This window comes from Streptomyces sp. SID13726 (genome assembly GCF_010548375.1).
GTDB lineage: Bacteria > Actinomycetota > Actinomycetes > Streptomycetales > Streptomycetaceae > Streptomyces.
In genome coordinates this window covers 81744-99380 of record NZ_JAAGLY010000028.1, presented here as the reverse complement: position 1 = coordinate 99380, position 17637 = coordinate 81744, and the positions used below count along the sequence as shown (strand labels likewise).

The following is a 17637-nucleotide window of genomic DNA, read 5'->3' as shown; positions in this document are numbered from 1 at the left end:
CTCGGAGGGCCTGGGCGCGCCGGTGAAGGCGGGTATCGCGGCCGGTGTGGTCGCCGTGGCCGCCGCCGCGGTGGCGCTCGCGCTGGTCGGCGACGACAGCCCGGCCAGGAAGCCGGACGCCAAGCCGCCCGCGTCCGCACCGGTGGTCGAACCCGCCGACCCGGCACCCACGCCCACCCCGAAGAAGCCCGAGCCGAAGCCGCCGGTGATCGTCGCCGTGGCCACCCCCAGCCCCACCCCGACGCCCACCCCCACACCGACCCCCAAGCCCAAGCCCAAGCCCGAGCCGACCCCGACGCCAACCCCCACCCCGAAGCCGAAACCGAAGCCGACGCCCACACCGACTCCCACCCCGACGCCGACTCCGCCTCCCCCGCCGGCCGTCTACCAGTGGAGCGAGCTGTCGTACGACGTCTCCGGCGACGGCAGCCGGCCCGAGATGCGGATCGGCGAGAGCAGTTGGGTGTGGCAGCGCTACGGCGTCTCGATCGGCCACACCTCGTACGGCCACGGCGTGACCGTCCACGGCCGCTCCTCGGTGACGATCGACCTCAACCGCGAGTGCTCCTCCTACGACGCGATGGTCGGCGTCGACGACATGTCGCTGGGGCTCGGCAAGGTCTACTTCTCGGTCTACGCGGACGGGGTGCGGCTGTGGAGGTCCGGGCTGGTCGAGGGCGGTGACCCGGCCGTGCCCGTCCATGTGAACCTCGCGGGGCGCAAGACCGTACGGCTGGTGGTGGAGCCGCGCAGCCACTTCGACGATCTGATGCCGGCGGACTGGGCCGAGTCGAAGTTCCGCTGCGGCTGAGCCCGGTGCCGGCCCTCAGGGGGCCGCAGGCAGTGCTTCGTCGAGTTCCTGGAGGATCTCGGCCGGGGTGAGAAGCCTGCCGCGGGCGCGCTCCGCCGCGTGCCGCTCGGGGTCGAGGCCGGTGCGGGTGGCGGATTCCGCTCGCTCTGCTTCCGTGCGCTCCGGATGGTTGCGGGGATCGCTTCCGCGCAGGCGCTCGGCGGCGGCGAGGAGCCGGGTGGCGCGCGGAAGGTCTCCGAGGTCGCACAGCAGGGCTGCCGCGGAGTCCACCAGCGTCGCCACGATCACGTCGGCGCAGCGCTTCTCTACCGCCTCGCGGACGGTGGCGGCCAGCAGGGGCAGCCCGCGCTCCGGGCCCGACTCCGCGACCGTCACCATCGCGTCGATCGAGTTGAGCATCACCAAGAACGGGGACGGCGGCGATACCGGGCCTATCTGCCGGCGGACCGCGTCCACCAGTTCGCGCGCACGGGCGGTGTCCTTGTCGTCCAGGGCGATGTAGGCCCGCATCAGCCAGACGAACGGCCGGGTCTCCGGGACGCCGTACCGGTCGCCGACGGCACTCGCCTCGTCCAGGGTGGCCAGCGCGGTGGCGCGGTCGCCGGTGCGGTACGCGACCTCGGCGAGCCGGGCCACCAGGAACGGCGTCTCGGCGTACGCCCCCACCTCGTAGGCGAGGCGCAGCGCCTCCTCGTACTCCTCCTTGGCCTCGGCGGGACGGCCGCGGGCCATGGCCGTCTCACCGGCCGCGCTGCTGACCTGGGCGCTGAGCCAGCGGTCGCCGAGACGGCGGCTGAGGGTGCGCAGTTCGCCCAGGTCGTCGTCCACGCCGTCCATGCCGCCCGGGGAGTCGACCATGGTGTGGGTGCGGAACATCAGGGTGACCGCCACGGACCAGTCGTCGCCGTGGACGCGGCAGTTGGCCACGGAGGCGTCCATGAGAGAGCGAATGTCCACGGGGTCGCCGAGCACCAGGCCGATCATGGGCCAGGCGATACCGGGGATGCGGGCCGCGTCGGGACCGCCCTGTGCGAAGTGTTCGCGGACGAGGGTGACGTGGCGGTGGAGGCCGGGGTCCAGGCGGCTGTCCATGGGCTCTGTCTCGGCCCTGAGGAAGAGGTGGAGCATGCGGAGGTTCATGCGGGTGCGGTGGGTGGCCGCCGGGTCCTCGGCTCCGCCTTCGGACCTTGTGCTCCCACCCGCACCACCCGTGCGGCTTTCGTGGTCGGGTGCGGGTGGCCCCTGGGGGGCGGATTCGCCGTCGGCGGGTGCGGGGGGGGGGGTGGTCGGGGCGGCCGTGGATGCGGAGGTGAATGGTGTAGCCGTGGATGCGGAGGTGATTGGTGCGACCGTTGATGCGGAGGCGGCCGGTGTGGCCGTGGATGCGGAAGTGATCGGTGTGGCCGTGGATGCGGAAGTGATCGCTGCGACCGGACCCGGCTGATTCCCGGCTCCGTTGCTGTCCTGGGGTGTGCTCAGGGTCAGTACTCGGTCCGTCCAGGACATGCCCTCGCGGCGGTAGTTGCGCAGCCACCAGAACCAGCCCATGGCCAGGACCATGGCGGCGGCTTCCGGTTCCTCGCCTGCCGTGATCGTTCGGTCGAGGGCGGTGCGGATGTTGTCGAGTTCGGTCTCCAGGCGGGCGATCCACGGGAGTTGGGCGGCGGAACGGAGCCGGGGTTCGGCCTGCTCGACCAGGGTGCGGACCCAGTCGCGGTGGCGGCGCTCGGCGGTGGCGCGGAGGTCGGGGGACTCGGCGGCGCGCTCGGTGGCGTACTCCTGGATGGTTTCGAGGAGGCGGTAGCGCATGCCCTCGGAGCCCTCGCGCTCGTAGGGGGTGGCCACGATCAGGGACTTGTCCACGAGGGCCCCGAGGAGTTCGGCGGCGGGCGCTCCGCAGACGGACTCGGCGGCCTCCAGCTCCCAGCCGCCCGCGAACACGGAGACCTCGCGCAGCACGGTCCGCTCCCGCTCGTCGAGCAGGTCCCAGGACCAGTCGACGACGGCCCGCAGAGTCTGCTGGCGGGGCAGGGCGGTGCGGCTGCCGGAGGTGAGCAAGCGGAAGCGGTCGTCGAGGCGGTCGGCGATCTGCCGCGGGGTGAGCAGCCGCAGCCGGGCGGCCGCCAGCTCGATGGCGAGGGGCAGTCCGTCGAGGCGCCGGCAGATCTCGGCGACGGCCGCCTCGTCGGCGAGCACGGTGTCCGCGTCGGGGCGGACGGCGGCGGCGCGCTCGGCGAAGAGGCGGTGCGCCTGGTCGGGGAGGAGGGGCTCGACCGGCCGCACGGACTCGCCCGGGACGCCGAGGGGTTCCCGGCTGGTGGCGAGGACGGTGAGCCCGGGGCAGCGGGTGAGGAGGGTCTCCGCGAGGTGGGCCGCGGCCTCGATCACATGTTCGCAGTTGTCAAGGATCAGGAGTTGGCTGCGCGGGGCGCAGTACTCGACGAGCAGGGCGAGCGGGTCGTCCTGCGGGGCCGTCAGCTCGGTGGTCATGAGCACGGTCTCGCGCAGACCGAGCGCACTGACCACGGCACCCGGCACCGCCTCCGGCCGGTCGAGCGGGGCGAGCTCGACGAGCCACGCCTGCGGTGAGCCGGCGGCGGCCTCCTCGGCGAGACGGGTCTTCCCTGAGCCGCCCGGTCCGGTGAGGGTGACGAGGCGGGCCCTGTGCAATTCGGAACGGATGGCGTCGAGTTCTGGTTCCCGGCCCACGAACGAGTTAAGGCGCGGACGGATGTTGCCGGTGCGTTCGGTGGGTCGACGGTGGCTCGGTTCCGCGGGTGTGAGCAGTTCCCTGTGCAGGGCCTGGAGTTCCGGCCCCGGGTCACTGCCGAGGCCGTCGGCGATCACACGGCGCGCGGTCTCGTACGCACCGAGCGCGTCCGCACCACGACCACTGTCCCGCAGGGCACGCACGAGCAGCACATGCAGCGACTCGTCGTACGGGTACGCCCCGGTCAGCTCCACCAACTCCGGCACCACCCCCTGCGCCCGCCCGAGCGACAGCTCCGCCTCGATCCGGCCCCGGACGGCCTCCAGCCGCAGCGCCTCCGGTCGGGTCGCGGCCGTACGGTCGGGAAGATCGGCGAACGCGGGACCACGCCACAGACCGAGCGCGGCGGCGAGTTCCCGAGCGGCCGTCGAGGCGTCGCCGTCGGCCAGGGCGGCGGTCCCCTGTCGCACAAGTCCCTCGAAGACATACAGATCCACGTCGTCCTCGGCCGCGGCCAGCCGATACCCCCCGGGCTCGGAAACGACCGCACCCTTCCCCACCGCACGCCGAAGCCGACCGACCAGTGCCTGGAGCGCGGCGGGGGCGTCCTGGGGTGGGCCGTCGCCCCACACCTCGTCGATCAGCGCCTCAGATGTACGAGTACGGCCGGGATACAGGGCCAGAGCCGCAAGCAAAGCCCGAACCCGGGGACCCCCCAGAGCCACGACGCCCTCGCCGTGGCCCACCACCTCGGTCACACCCAGAATTCTGTACCGCACGGGTTCATTGTCGCCGGGTTCTCGGTGAGGGTCGGTGAGTTTCGCCTATGGATGTGCCGGGTTCGGTTGTGGGGCGGGTGCGGGTGCGTCGTGGCTGGTCGCGCAGTTCCCCGCGCCCCTAACGAGCTACAGGCACCCTGCGCCGATACCCGACCCCCCTCGACCACGGCGCCCCACGCGCGCCACCACGGGCCGTCAGCCGCCGACGGCGCGCAGGGGACGGGGTGGGGGGTGTCCGCCCGCAGCGGCCGGCGTCCATAACCGAGCACTGCTCCAGAGACCGAGCCGCCGGACCGAGGACGGATACCCCCCACCCCGGCCCCGACCCCACCACCACGAGCACGCGCTACACACGCCCCCACCAGGGCCGAGCGGGCCGCCGCAGGCCTCAGGGGCGCGGGGAACTGCGCAAAAACGCCCACCCCCACCGAACCCGCAGACGAATACGGCTCAACCGCCGGAGGCCAACGCTCCGCGCTGCGGCCGAATCCCCGCCGGCACAGCCCGCGCCCGAGCCGGCGTCCCCGTCCAGCACGTCCCCCGCCGAGCCAGCAACCGCCCCAACCACAGCTCCAGCGAGACCAGATCCGCCAGCCCGTCCAACGGCAGCGCCTCCCCCTCCGCCGCCCCGCGGAGCGCCTTGCGGACGACCCGTGCCTCCACCAGCCCCGCCTGAGCCAGCAGCGGAGTCCCGAACAGCGACATCAGCGAGTCCGCCGCCACCCGCAACCCCGTCCGCGTCGCCGCCGCCGAGGAGGCGTGGGACGGTGCCCCCCAGCCGGGCGGGAGGTCGGAGACGCCCGCCCCCTCCAGCACCGTACGGAGGATCTCCGCGCGGGCGCCCGGCTGGACCCGCAGCGCCTCCGGGAGGGCACGGCAGGCCCGCACGACCTGGTTGTCGAGGAACGGCGCGTGCAGCCGCTGCGAGCGGATCTCCGCGGCCTGCTCCAGGACCCGCAGATCCGACGCGTGCCGAGCGAGCGCCGCACGCGCGCGGAAGTCACCGGGATGCTGCCCCGGCCCCACCCCGGACCGATGCGTGGCCCCCTGTAGGCGAACCGATACTTCAGCCAGCGCCTCACCGGTGAGCCAGCGCGCCGCGGGCCCGGGCCTGGCCCAGGTGAGCGCGGCGAGAGAGGCCCCCACCGCACCCCCGGGCTCGTCGAAGCGCCGGTGCAGGAGACGGTCGGCCAGCACCTCCAGGCCCGCGCGGTACGGCGTACGGGCCAGCTTCCGTGCCGCCCCGTACACGCGCGCGGGGACCAGCACCGAGCCGTCCGCCTTGGCCAGCGCGGCCACCGGCCGGACCAGGTGGCGCCGCTTGCGGTCCATCAGCAGGTCGGCGAGGCGCGCCGGGTGGGCGTCCAGGACCTGCCGGGCGCCGTACCCCGTGAAGTGGTCCGCGCTGCCCGCCGCGAGCCGCGCGCGGTGCCGTGCGGCTGTCACCAGGCAGGGCCCGGGTTCGTCCGTCAGCGGCCCGTCCAGTTCGGCGTACGGAAGCGTTTCCTCACCGCCGGCCACCACCACGTGATGCAGCCGGGGGTTGGCCGCGAGCGTCCCCGCCCGCTCCACCTCGGCCTCCCGCCCGCTCACCGCGAGGTCGTTGAAGGTCACCGCCAACAGCCGCTCACCGGCCCCGGTGCCGTGTCCCAGGACGGTCCCCGGCATCCCCGGCAGCCCGGCCGCCAGCAGGGCGAGCGTCCCCGACGCGGGCCCCCCGGACAGGTCGGCCCCGATCCCCGGCACCGGCATCCCGCGCGCGGCACGCCGTTCGGCGGGGCCCATGCCGGGCACCGGGCCGGGGTCGATGTCCGGCACGTGGCGGGGCGCGGACAGACGCGCGCGCACCGCCTCCACGAGAGCGTCCCGTACGCCGTCGACCGCGCTGTCCGCGTCGGCGGTGGGCGCGGCGACGGCGAGCGAGGCGACCGGCTCGTACCCGGCGATCTCACGGGCGCCGTTGCGCAGGATCAGCGCGTGCCCCGGCGGAATGCGCCGTACGCCTTCGTAGGGCGTGGAGTCGTGCAGCGCGGCCGGCACGTCCGGGGCGGCGAGCAGGGCGGCGAGGTGACCGAAGTCGAGGTTGGCCTCGATGAGGTCGGCGAGCGGGAGGGCGGCGGTCGCGTAGGCCGTGCCGCCCGCCCAGGGTGTGTGGAACACCGGCCGCGCGCCCGCGAGATCGCCGGAGACGGTGATCCGGCGGCCCACCTGGACCACCGCCGTGTACGCGCCCGACCAGGCCGTCAGATGCCGAAGTGCCCCTCCGCGCGCGGCGAGCAGTCCGACCCGCAGCTGTTCGTCGGAGGCGCCGCAGGTGCCGAGGACCGCGATCCGGGTCTGTTCGTCGACCTTCACCACGCGCACCTCGTCGGGGCGCCAGTCGCCGACCGCCCACAGCGGATCCGGGTCCCCCCACAGGAGTTGGGAACCCACCGGGTGAACGGTCTCGCCGTCGCTTCCGGTGGCTCCCGCGGTCCCGATCGCGGAAACACCGGCGGCGGTGCTGCTCCATCCCACCAACCACCGCATCGACGCCTCCACAGGCTGTGGACAACCAGTGCACCGTACGAACCGGTCACCATGCTGCCATGAAGGAAGCCTGCCGGAGAGCTGGTGGAGCCGCTCGGGACGAGGGGAACGCGCCCCTGTGAACACCCGCGTACGCCAGCGAACACCGGCGCCGGGCAAGGGGCGTGCGACGCGAATGCGCCCCCGAAACGCTCCCCCAGAACACCTAACGCGCCCTCAACTGCCATGGTGGGAGGGCTGATCGCCCGCGAGAACGAGGGTAGATTTTCAGCCAAATCGGCGCCATCGGAGCAGGCTCGCGCACGCTCCGTACACACTCCGCGCGCCGCACGACAGGCGCGCAGCCCGGGAGACGCCACTTCGCCCCCCGGGCCGTTCCGCCGCCCGCGGGGATGTAGGCGGCGGTGTCCCCCAGCCCACTGGATCCAGTACAGCGGGCCGACCCACGCACGGCCCATGGAACCGCTCCCCCGATGGCCGGAGAAGAGCGCACGCACAGGCGCACGGCCACACAGCGGGAGCACGACGCAACTGCGCGTATCGGACCCGTACTTCAGTACGGACCACAATCCCGCCATCCGGAACAATGCCTCTTAACGCTTGGGATGCGGCGAACTACGCTGGGTTTACGAATGCCGCGTGGTTATGCCAGCGCGGCAGCCGTCTGTGTCGAGGGGTGGCGCATGTCCAGGGAGCAACGCGGGCCGAACGAAAAGCTCGGCGCCGTTCTCGCCCTCGCGGGAATCAGCAACGCAGGACTCGCGCGTCGCGTCAACGATCTTGGCGCCCAACGCGGGTTGACACTTCGCTACGACAAGACGTCGGTGGCGCGCTGGGTGTCGAAGGGGATGGTGCCGCAGGGTGCGGCGCCGCACCTCATCGCCGCCGCCATCGGCCAGAAGCTCGGCCGCCCGGTGCCGCTCCACGAGATCGGCCTGGCGGACGCGGATCCCGCGCCGGAGGTGGGCCTCGCCTTCCCCAGGGACGTCGGCCAGGCGGTCCGGTCGGCGACGGAGCTCTACCGTCTCGACCTCGCCGGCCGCCGCGCGGGCACGGGCGGCATCTGGCAGTCCCTGGCGGGCTCGTTCGCAGTGAGCGCATACGCAACGCCCGCCTCACGGTGGCTGATAACCCCGGCCGACAGCTCGGTCGCGCGCGAGGTGAACCACTCCGAGGGCACCGGCGCACCGCTCAAAGTCGGCCACAGCGATGTGCAGAAGCTGCGGGAGGCCGCCGAGGACGCCAGGCGCTGGGACTCCAAGTACGGAGGCGGCGACTGGCGTTCGTCCATGGTGCCGGAGTGTTTACGGGTGGAGGCGGCACCGCTGCTGCTCGGCTCGTACTCCGACGAGGTCGGCCGGGCGCTGTTCGGCGCCTCCGCCGAGCTCACCCGGCTCGCGGGCTGGATGGCCTTCGACACCGGTCAGCAGGAAGCGGCCCAGCGGTACTACATCCAGGCGCTCAGGCTCGCCCGCGCGGCGGCCGACGTACCGCTCGGCGGCTATGTGCTGGCGTCGATGTCGTTGCAGGCGACCTACCGGGGCTTCGGCGACGAGGGCGTCGATCTCGCGCAGGCCGCCCTGGAGCGCAACCGTGGTCTCGCGACCGCCCGCACCATGAGCTTCTTCCGGCTCGTCGAGGCGCGGGCACACGCGCGTGCCGGGGACGCGGCGGCGGCCGGAGCGGCGCTGAAGGCCGCCGAGGGGTGGCTGGAGCGCTCGCGGGAGGGCGACAACGACCCCTCGTGGCTCGGGTTCTACTCCTACGACCGGTTCGCGGCGGACGCGGCGGAGTGCTACCGCGACCTGAAGGCGCCCCGGCAGGTACGGCGGTTCACGGAGCAGGCGCTGTCGAAGCCGACGGAGGAGTTCGTGCGCTCGCACGGACTGCGGCTGGTCGTCTCCGCGGTCGCCGAGCTCGAGTCGGGCAATCTCGACGCGGCGTGCGAGCAGGGCGTGCGGGCGGTGGAGGTCGCGGGGCGCATCTCCTCGGCCCGCACCACCGAGTACGTGAAGGACCTGCTGCACCGGCTGGAGCCGTACGGCGACGAGCCGAGGGTGGTGGAGCTGAGGGAGCGGGCCAGGCCGCTGCTGATGGCTCCGGCGTGAGCCCGGGACGACATCACCGCACCCCGCGTTTGAAGTGACTGTCAGTGGTGCAGTGCACTATCGGGGGTGGGAGGTGGTGCAGGTGCTGTCCGGGATCGCTTACGACTGTGACGTGCTCGTGATCGGTGGGGGCATTGTCGGGTTGTCCACGGCGTACGCGATCACTCGGGCCGCGCCCGGGACTCGGGTCACCGTGCTGGAGAAGGAGGCGGGGCCCGCCCGGCATCAGACCGGGCGCAACAGCGGGGTGATCCACAGCGGGATCTACTACCGCCCCGGCTCGCTCAAGGCGCGGTACGCCGTGCGCGGAGCCGCCGAGATGGTCAAGTTCTGCGCGGAGTACGGCATCGCGCACGCGGTGACCGGCAAGCTGATCGTCGCCACCGAGCGCGGCGAGCTGCCCCGGCTGCACGGCCTGGTCCAGCGCGGCCGGGAGAACGGCATTCCGGTGCGGGAGCTGGGCGCCGCCCAGATCGCGGAGTACGAACCCGAGGTGGAGGGCCTGGCCGCCATACACGTCGGGACGACCGGGGTGTGCGACTTCGTCGGGGTCGCCCGGCAGCTGGCCGAGGCGTCCGGGGCGGAGATCCGGTACGGCGCGGGGGTGCGCCGGATCGACCGCAGGCCCGAGCTCGGGGTCGCCGTACGCACGGACGCGGGGGACGTCGTACGCGCGCGGGTGCTGGTGAACTGCGCCGGGCTGCACTGCGACGAGGTGGCCCGGCTGACCGGGGACGACCCCGGGATGCGGATCGTGCCGTTCCGGGGTGAGTACTACACGCTGGCCCGGCCCGAGCTGGTGCGGGGCCTGGTGTACCCGGTGCCGGACCCGGCGTTCCCGTTCCTCGGCGTGCACCTCACGCGCGGGATCGACGGAAGCGTCCACATCGGACCGAACGCGGTACCGGCGCTGGCCCGGGAGGGCTACGACTGGGGCGTCGTACGGCCCAGGGAGCTCGGCGCCACCCTGGCGTGGCCGGGGTCCTGGCACATAGCGCGGCGGCACTGGCGGTACGGAGCCGGGGAGCTGCGGCGGTCGGTGTCCCGGCGGGCGTTCACCACGGCCGTGCGCAGGCTGCTGCCGGCGGTGACCGTGGACGACCTGGTGCCCTCGGCAGCCGGGGTGCGGGCGCAGGCGGTGCTGCGGGACGGGACGCTGGTGGACGACTTCCTGATCAAGGAGGGCGCCCGGGCGGTGCACGTGCTGAACGCGCCCTCGCCCGCGGCGACCGCCTCGCTGCCGATCGGGCGGGAGGTGGCCCGGCGGGCCCTGGAAGCGCTGCGGGCCGTGTGACGGACCACTGGATTCACGTAAAATCGTCCCCACTGTGTCTGATTCCCTCAACACTCCCGATGCCACCGAGCCCTCGCCGCACACCCCCGGTGTGTCCGTCCGGCACACCCGGACCAAGGGCGAGCCGCGGTTTCCCGACGGGCCCAGTGCCGATCCCGCGGGCTCGCACTTCGAGCGGCGGATCCGGAGTTTCCAGCCGCGGCGGAGCCGGGTGACGGCGGGGCAGGCGGACGCGTTGCAGCGGCTGTGGTCCCGGTGGGGGCTGGACATCGACGGCCAGTGGACCGTCGAGCCGGACGAGTTGTTCGGGAACGACCGTCCCGTCGTGCTGGAGATCGGCTTCGGGATGGGGGAGGCGACCGCGCAGATGGCCGCCGGTGACCCGGACACCAACATCCTCGCCGTCGACGTGCACACCCCGGGCCAGGGGAACCTGCTCAACCTGGCCGAGCAGCACCACCTGACCAACATCCGGGTCTGCAACGGCGACGCCATCATCCTGCTGCGCGAGATGCTCATGAAGGACTCGCTCGACGGGCTGCGGGTGTACTTCCCCGACCCCTGGCCGAAGAAGCGGCACCACAAGCGGCGGCTGATCCAGCCGGAGTTCCTGGACCTGGCCGCGACCCGGCTCAGGCCCGGCGCGACCGTGCACTGCGCGACCGACTGGGAGCCGTACGCCGAACAGATGCTCGAAGTGCTGGACGCGCACCCCGACTTCGAGAACACCCAGGCCGACGGCGGTTTCGCGCCGCGTCCCGACTTCCGGCCGCTGACCCGTTTCGAGGGGCAGGGACTGGACAAGGGACATGTCGTGAACGACCTGCTGTTCCGTCGCGTACAGCACGGCGACCGACCGGACCGTTCCGACCGATCCGACCGATCCGACCAACCCTCCTCCGGCGCCTGAGCGTTCCAGCAGTCCCCGCCGTCTCGTTAAGGTCGATGCCGTGGCCACCTGTCCCCCGTATCCGACGCACCCCGGTGACCCCACCGGTGGCGGCGCGCTGCGGCACGCGCACTGGTGGCAGCGGAAGTGGGTGCGCTACGGCGCGCTGATCACGCTCCTCGCGCTGTCCGGGCTCGTCATCCTGGCCCTGGTCCGGCAGCAGACCGGTACCGAGGGGTTCCTGGTCGGACTCGGGCTGGCCGTGCTGCCGGTGCCGCTGCTCCTGGCCGCCTTCCGCTGGCTCGACCGGGTCGAACCAGGGCCCTGGCGCAACCTGGTGTTCGCGTTCGCGTGGGGCGCCTGCGCGGCGGCGCTGATAGCGATCGTGGCCAACAGCTTCGCGACGAAGTGGATAGCCACGGCGACCGCGGACCCCTCCAGCGCGGACACGCTCGGCGCGACCGTGATAGCGCCGGTCGTCGAGGAGTCCGCCAAGGCCGCCGCCGTCCTGCTCGTCTTCCTGTTCCGCAGACGGGACTTCACCGGGATCGTCGACGGAGTGGTGATCGCCGGGGTCACCGCGACCGGGTTCGCGTTCACCGAGAACATCCTCTACCTCGGCACCGCCTTCGGCACCGACCAGCTCACCGGCGACCGCGGCATCGCCTCCGTCACCGCCGCGACCTTCTTCGTGCGCGTGGTGATGTCACCGTTCGCGCACCCCCTCTTCACCGTCCTGACCGGCATCGGCTTCGGCGTCTCCGCGCTGTCGGCGGAGCACCAGCACGTACGGCGGGTGCTCGTCCCGCTCTCCGGCCTGCTGCTCGCGATGGGCATGCACGCGATGTGGAACGGCTCGTCGACGTTCGGGGAGTACGGGTTCTTCGCGGTGTACGCGATGTTCATGGTGCCGGCGTTCGCGCTGCTGACCTGGCTGGTCGTCTGGACGCGGCAGCGGGAGCTGAAGACCGTGCGCGAGGAGCTGCCCGCGTACGCCGTCGCCGGCTGGCTGACCCCGACCGAGCCGTACGTCCTCGGCTCGATGCGGGCGCGGCGGGTGGCCCGGGAGTACGCGCGGCGGCAGCTCGGGGGGCGGCCCGCGGGGCGGGCGGTCGCGCAGTACGAGTCCTACGCCACGTCTCTCGCGTTCCTACGACGACGGGGGCGGCTCGGCAAGGCCGGGCCCGACTTCGTCGTACGGGAACGGGAGTTGCTGCACGAGCTGTGGTGGCGCCGCGAGATCGCGCGGCCCGCGCTGGACCACGCGGCACGGATGACGGCACCGCCGGTACCGGTGGCCGCGCCGCCTTGGCCGGTGTACGGGGTGTACGGCTACCCGACCCACCCGACGGCCCACCCCACGCATCCGGTCCAGCCGACGGTGCCGTACCCCGCGTACAACCCGTACCGGACGTAGGGCCTGTCGTTTGGATCAGGCCGACGCCTCCGTCAGCCGTGCCAGCTCCTCCTCCGTCAGCGCCAGTTCCGCCACCCTCACCAGCGCCGGCAGCTGCTCCACCGTGCGCGCGGACGCGATCGGGGCCGTGACCGTCGGCTGGGCGGCGAGCCAGGCGAGGGCGACCGTGGCGACGGGGACCCGGTGTGCCTCGGCGATGTCGTCGAGGGCCGCGAGGACCTTCCGGCCGCGCTCGGTGTCGAGGTGCTTGCCGGCGCCCGCCACCGCGCGCGGGCTGTCCACGGTCGTACCGGCGCGGTACTTGCCGGTGAGGAACCCGGAGGCGAGGGCGGAGTACGGGACCGCGGAGAGGCCCTCGCGGGCGACGACGGCCTGGAGGTCGCCCTCGTAGGTGTCGCGGGAGACCAGGTTGTAGTGCGGCTGCACGGCCACGTACCGGGCCAGGCCCTCGCGGTCGGAGAAGGCGAGGGACTCCGAGAGGCGCTCGGCGGAGATGTTGGACGCGCCGATCGCCCGCACCTTGCCCGCCTTCACCAGCTCGTCGAGCGCGCCGATGATCTCCTCGACGGGTATCTCCGGCTTGTCGAAGTGGGTGTAGTACAGATCGATGTGATCGGTGCCCAGGCGGCGCAGCGAGGCCTCCGCGGCCGCCTTGATGTTCGCGGCGGACAGGCCGGGGAAGGCGGGGTGCTGGCTGACCTTCGTGGCGATGACGACATCGTCGCGGTTGCCGCGGGCCGCCACCCACTTGCCGATGATGGTCTCGGACTCGCCGCCGGAGTTGCCGTCGATCCACGCCGAGTAGGAATCGGCCGTGTCGACGAAGTTGCCGCCCGCGGCCGCGTACGCGTCGAGGACCGCGAACGAGTGGGACTCGTCCGCGGTCCAGCCGAACACGTTGCCGCCGAGGGAGAGCGGGAAGACCTCCAGATCGGAGGAGCCGAGCTTGCGAAGGGGAGAGGAAGTCATGTCCTACGACAACGCAGGCACCGGAAGCCGATCTTCCGATGCCTGCGACAAAGTTCCGTAAAGAACCTCAGGGCGTGAGCCCCTTGCCCCGCAGCCACGCCATCGGGTCGATCCCGTCGGCCGCGCCGCCCGGGTGGACCTCCAGGTGCAGGTGCGCGCCGGTCACGTTGCCCGTGGCGCCCACGCGCCCGATCACGTCACCGGTGCCGACCTTCTGGCCGACGCTGACGCTGATCGAGGACTGGTGGCAGAACCACAGCTCGGTGCCGTCGTCGAGGGTGAGGATCGTGCGGTAGCCGTAGGAACCGGCCCAGCCGGCCTCCGTGATGGTGCCGCTGTGGATCGCCTTGATGAGGGTGCCCGTGGGCGCCGCGAAGTCGAGGCCCGTGTGGTAGCCGGAGGACCACAGCGAACCGGCCTGACCGAAGGTCGAGGTGATGGTGTACGACGAGGTCGGCAGCGTGTACTGCTTGGCGAGCTCGGCCAGGCGCGCGGCCTCGGCCTTCTCCGCGGCGGCCTGCTCGGCCTTCTTCTTCGCGGCGGCGGCCTTCTCCTGAGCGTCCTTCTCCGCCTTGGCGGCTGCCTCGTCGGCCTCCTTCTGGGCGGCGTCCGCGACGGCCTTGGCGGCCTTGGTGTCGATCTGGTTCTGCTGCGTCTCGGCCTGGGCGAGGATCCGCGAGCGCAGTGCCTCACCGGCGTCCGAGGTGCCCTTGGCGGTGTCGGCGGTGGTGGCGCCGACGCTGCTGAAGGCGCTGGTGTCGGCGGCGGCGGAGCCGGAGTCGTCCGAGATGAGCGACCCCACGTTGGGCAGGTCGGGCATCGAGATCGACACGGGCGGCTTGCCGGTGTTGGCGCTGGCCATCCCGCCGGCGCTGACGGCGGCTATGACACCGACGCCGAGAACGGTGGAGCTGCGGGCGAAACCTCCGCCGCGCTGCTTGGCGACACGGTGCCGGCCTCGTACGGGGGCGAGGGAATCCGCGGTCGGGTTCCACTCGCCGACCGGGGCCTCGTCGTCGGCTTGGTAGCCGCCGTACACGAGAGTGCTGCGCGGTACGGGAGGGGCCTCGGGGGCAGGCGGGTTGGACGCCACGTGGGCGTGCTCCTTTCCTTCCTTCTCGCCTACCGGGTTAGCTGACGGGTTCGGAGCAGGAAGGTCTCCTACGCGCGTATATCCGCCGTGCTGCCACGGCGAAGTACGAGCGATTCACCCCAAGTTGGTGGTTCCCCGGTTCCCTTGCGGAATTCGGCGCGTGAGCACGGAGCCGTCTCTTGTGACGGCTGGGACGACCGCGCTGCGTTATCGAACGTTAATAGACCCGGGGGCTCGATTCCAAGCTGTTCCGCTTGATCATTAACGAAATCCCGCAGGACTTACGGCCCATGACCGGCGAAAAACGGGCGAGTTGACCTTGCCTCAGTCGACGCACAGGGATTGACGGTATGTCAGTTGTTATGCGGAGGGCGCTCGCCCGCTCACACCACGTCACGAAGGCCGTCGTACGGCGAGCAGCGCCATGTCGTCGGTGAGGAACCCGCCGGAATGCCGGCGCACCTCGGCCGCGAGGGCGGAGAGCAGCGCGCCGGGCTCCGCGAAGGAACGGCCGGCCAGCCGCGCCCGCGGATCGTAGAACCGCCCCTGCGCGTCCCGCGCCTCGGACAGTCCGTCGGTGTGGAGCAGCAGCGTGGCCCCGGCCGGGAAGCCGTGCTGTTCGGCGCGGTCGGGCCAGGTGCCGAGCTCGCCCATGCCGAGCGGCAGCGCGGGCTCCCGGGCGGGCAGCGCGTCGACCGTGCCGTCGGCGTGCAGCAGCAGGGGCGGCGGATGCCCCCGGTTGACGATCCGTACGGCCCCGTCGCCGTGCGGGAGTTCGGCGAGGACGGCCGTGGTGAACCCCTCGAAGGCGTCGACGCTGTCCCGCCGCGTACCCTCCCGGGCCAGCGCCCGCTCCAGACGCTGGGCGACGGCCTCAAGGGTGGCCTCCTGCTCGGCGGCCTCCCGGAACGCCCCGATGACGATCGCGACGGCCGCCACCGCGCCCATCCCCTTCCCGCGCACGTCCCCGACGATCAGCCGTACGCCGTGCGGGCTGTCCTGCACCGCGTACAGGTCACCGCCGATGAACGCGTCCGCCTGGGCCGCCTCGTAGCGCACCGCGACGGCGAACCCGCCGATCCGCTCGCCCGGCCGGGGCAGCACCGCGCGCTGGGCGGCCTCGGCGATCTCGCGCTGCGAGGCGAGCTGTTCGCTGCTGCGGCGGACCAGGACGTTGATGAGGACGGCCAGGACGGCGACCGTCACCACGGTGACCAGCTCGGTGACGGCGTCGGCTTCGAGGAGGATGCCGAGCCGGGTGTGGATCGCCAGGACGACGAGGACGGAGGCGGCGCCGGTCAGGACGGTGCCGCGCCGCGAGTACAGCGGGGCGGCGACCAGGGGCGCGGCGGTGAAGAGGGGAGCCGCGGAGAACTGCATCGGGGTGAGGTAGTCGTAGAACGCCCCGACGACGAGCAGCAGCGCCGGGAGCGCGCGGACGAAGGTGCGCGCGTACGAGATCGGCCCCTCCTGCTCCACCCCTCCAGGTTTCCCGGCGCGGGAGCGCGGGGCGAGCCGGGTGGACCGACCGGGGGAAACACTCAGGGCCGGAGTCCAGTGACTGGACTCCGGCCCTGAGCCTTGAGTAGCGGGGACAGGATTTGAACCTGCGACCTCTGGGTTATGAGCCCAGCGAGCTACCGAGCTGCTCCACCCCGCGTCGGTGTGTTCACTACTGTACGCCATCCGCGGGGTCGCTCGCGCCAGGGTTTGTCTCCGCGGGGTTCAGAGCCCCGGGTTGTCCGCGTGGGTCAGGGTCTCCCAGGAGACGAAGAGGTCGTCGGTGCCGGCGGGGCGGGTCTCCTCGGCCAGCTTGTGCGCGGCCGGGACGGAGACGTCCAGCCGGTCCTCCAGGTGGTTGAGGGCGACCTCCAGGTCGGGGCCCATGTTCCGGTCGACCTTGCCGCCGCACAGCCAGGCGGGCGCGGGCTCCCCCGCCTGGTAGCGGGCGTGGAAGGCGAGCGCGGCCTTCAGCCGGTCCTTGACCTCGCCGTAGAGGTCGACGCCCTGGTGCCAGGCGGTCTCGGCGACGTGCGCGGTCGCGGCGAGCGAGTATCCGACGTGCTTGAAGTTGCGGCAGGTCTCCTGGGCGAGACCGTCCTTGAAGGTGGTCTGCCGGAACCAGTAAGTGGTCAGCTTCTGCGGGGTGTTGACGCTGGAACCCGGCGGGGTGAGCGGGAGCTTGCCGTCCTTCTCCAGGTAGAAGTAGGCGGGCACCCGCTCACGGAAGCGCTCCAGGGCGTGGTCGAAGGCCTTGTGGTCGTCGAGGAAGACGGCGATGCCGATGGCCGCGTCGGTCATCACGAGGTCCCAGTTGCCGTTGTAGTCGGGGACCTTCTGCGTGACGGTGGGCAGATAGGCGGTCCGCAGCATGTGCTCGAACCGCGCGACCCGGTCGGCGGGCCACCCGGCCCCGTCGGTGTACCGGACGATCTCGGCGGCCCGGGCCCAGGTGGACCCCGCCCACCCGGTCTGGAGCCCCGAGTCCTCCTCGGTGTGCCGCCGCATCCGCGCCGACCAGGCGTCCATGATCTCCCTGGCCTTCACGGCGTGCTGCTGCTTGCCGGTGACACGGAACAGCAGGGCCTGCGTGTAGGCGGCGATGGCATCCTCACGCTCCTCCACGCACCCGTGCGCGGGCCGGTCGGTGTGGTCGCCACCGGGGCAGTCGACGCTCGCGTACGGCTCGGGGGCGTACTTGTACGACCCGTACTTGCTGTCCCGCATGTCCAGATACGCCTTCAGCCACGGCTGCTTCCCGGCCGTGACCTTCTCCCGTACGAGGTCCAGCTGCGCGTTGCTCACCAGCACCCCGGGGTGGGTGAAGCTCGCGTCCGGGGGCAGGGCGCGGGCCATCGTGCGGGTACCGGAGTCGGTCGTACCGCAGGAGGCGAGGAGTGCGGTGAGCAGGGGCGCGAGGAGCAGGGCGGCGGTGCGTCGTGGGGCCATGGGGCCAGGGTGGGACGGCGGGCGGCGGGGCGCAGGTCCGGTTGGGCCGATTGGCCGGGTGGGGTCGGCGTACTGTGGCGCCCCGCGCA

The 17637-nt window shown here is 72.5% G+C and carries 11 protein-coding genes, 1 tRNA gene and 1 riboswitch; of the genes, 5 read left to right on the top strand and 7 right to left on the bottom strand.

Going from position 1 to position 17637, the window contains the following annotated elements; translation table 11 throughout:
• Positions 1–811: NPCBM/NEW2 domain-containing protein (locus G3I78_RS41030; protein ID WP_203616192.1), on the top strand; the 811-nt coding region annotated here is incomplete at its 5' end.
• A gap of 15 nt (positions 812–826) precedes the next feature.
• Here G3I78_RS41030 and G3I78_RS52445 read toward each other — a convergent pair.
• On the bottom strand, positions 827–4300 hold the full coding sequence (locus G3I78_RS52445) for a BTAD domain-containing putative transcriptional regulator (RefSeq protein ID WP_343243970.1): 3474 nt from the start codon (positions 4298–4300) through the stop codon (positions 827–829).
• 450 nt (positions 4301–4750) lie between these two features.
• A complete protein-coding gene (locus G3I78_RS41015) occupies positions 4751–6829 on the bottom strand; it encodes an asparagine synthase-related protein (protein WP_164434469.1) in 2079 nt (692 codons plus the stop codon).
• A gap of 683 nt (positions 6830–7512) precedes the next feature.
• Between G3I78_RS41015 and G3I78_RS41010 the strand changes: the two genes are divergently transcribed.
• The 4 genes from G3I78_RS41010 (at position 7513) to G3I78_RS40995 (ending at position 12537) form a co-directional block, all read left to right on the top strand.
• On the top strand, positions 7513–8937 hold the full coding sequence (locus tag G3I78_RS41010) for an MFS transporter (protein WP_164434467.1): 1425 nt from the start codon (positions 7513–7515) through the stop codon (positions 8935–8937).
• A gap of 73 nt (positions 8938–9010) precedes the next feature.
• Positions 9011–10231 carry an L-2-hydroxyglutarate oxidase gene (lhgO, locus tag G3I78_RS41005; protein ID WP_343243971.1) on the top strand — a complete coding sequence of 407 codons (1221 nt, stop codon included), beginning with the start codon at positions 9011–9013 and terminating at the stop codon, positions 10229–10231.
• Positions 10232–10265: 34 nt separating this feature from the next.
• Positions 10266–11141 (top strand): tRNA (guanosine(46)-N7)-methyltransferase TrmB, encoded by an 876-nt coding sequence (gene trmB / locus G3I78_RS41000; protein ID WP_164434463.1) that lies wholly within the window; start codon positions 10266–10268, stop codon positions 11139–11141.
• Positions 11142–11181: 40 nt separating this feature from the next.
• Positions 11182–12537, top strand: a complete 1356-nt coding sequence (locus G3I78_RS40995) for a PrsW family intramembrane metalloprotease (protein WP_164434460.1) — start codon at positions 11182–11184, stop codon at positions 12535–12537.
• A gap of 15 nt (positions 12538–12552) precedes the next feature.
• On the opposite strand, the gene G3I78_RS40990 is transcribed toward G3I78_RS40995, so the two are convergent.
• From G3I78_RS40990 to G3I78_RS40970, 5 genes are all read right to left on the bottom strand, one after another.
• The gene (locus G3I78_RS40990; protein ID WP_164434458.1) at positions 12553–13506 is read right to left on the bottom strand and encodes an aldo/keto reductase; all 954 of its coding nucleotides are present in this window, start codon (positions 13504–13506) and stop codon (positions 12553–12555) included.
• Positions 13507–13573: 67 nt separating this feature from the next.
• Positions 13574–14599 carry a M23 family metallopeptidase gene (locus tag G3I78_RS40985; protein WP_164434456.1) on the bottom strand — a complete coding sequence of 342 codons (1026 nt, stop codon included), beginning with the start codon at positions 14597–14599 and terminating at the stop codon, positions 13574–13576.
• Positions 14600–14610: 11 nt separating this feature from the next.
• Positions 14611–14768, bottom strand: a riboswitch (cyclic di-AMP (ydaO/yuaA leader).
• Positions 14769–14992: 224 nt separating this feature from the next.
• A complete protein-coding gene (locus G3I78_RS53040) occupies positions 14993–16078 on the bottom strand; it encodes a PP2C family protein-serine/threonine phosphatase (RefSeq protein WP_164434454.1) in 1086 nt (361 codons plus the stop codon).
• Positions 16079–16185: 107 nt separating this feature from the next.
• Positions 16186–16259: transfer RNA gene (locus tag G3I78_RS40975), tRNA-Met, on the bottom strand.
• 65 nt (positions 16260–16324) lie between these two features.
• The gene (locus tag G3I78_RS40970) at positions 16325–17548 is read right to left on the bottom strand and encodes an alginate lyase family protein (protein ID WP_164434453.1); all 1224 of its coding nucleotides are present in this window, start codon (positions 17546–17548) and stop codon (positions 16325–16327) included.
• Positions 17549–17637: the final 89 nt, after the last annotated feature.

What these genes read in the sequence shown, in the direction of transcription:
- G3I78_RS41015 (WP_164434469.1), bottom strand. Translation starts at nt 6,829, where the DNA reads ATGCGGTGGTTGGTGGGATGGAGCAGCACCGCCGCCGGTGTTTCCGCG.
- G3I78_RS40990 (WP_164434458.1), bottom strand. Translation starts at nt 13,506, where the DNA reads ATGACTTCCTCTCCCCTTCGCAAGCTCGGCTCCTCCGATCTGGAGGTC.
- G3I78_RS40970 (WP_164434453.1), bottom strand. Translation starts at nt 17,548, where the DNA reads ATGGCCCCACGACGCACCGCCGCCCTGCTCCTCGCGCCCCTGCTCACC.
- G3I78_RS41010 (WP_164434467.1), top strand. Translation starts at nt 7,513, where the DNA reads ATGTCCAGGGAGCAACGCGGGCCGAACGAAAAGCTCGGCGCCGTTCTC.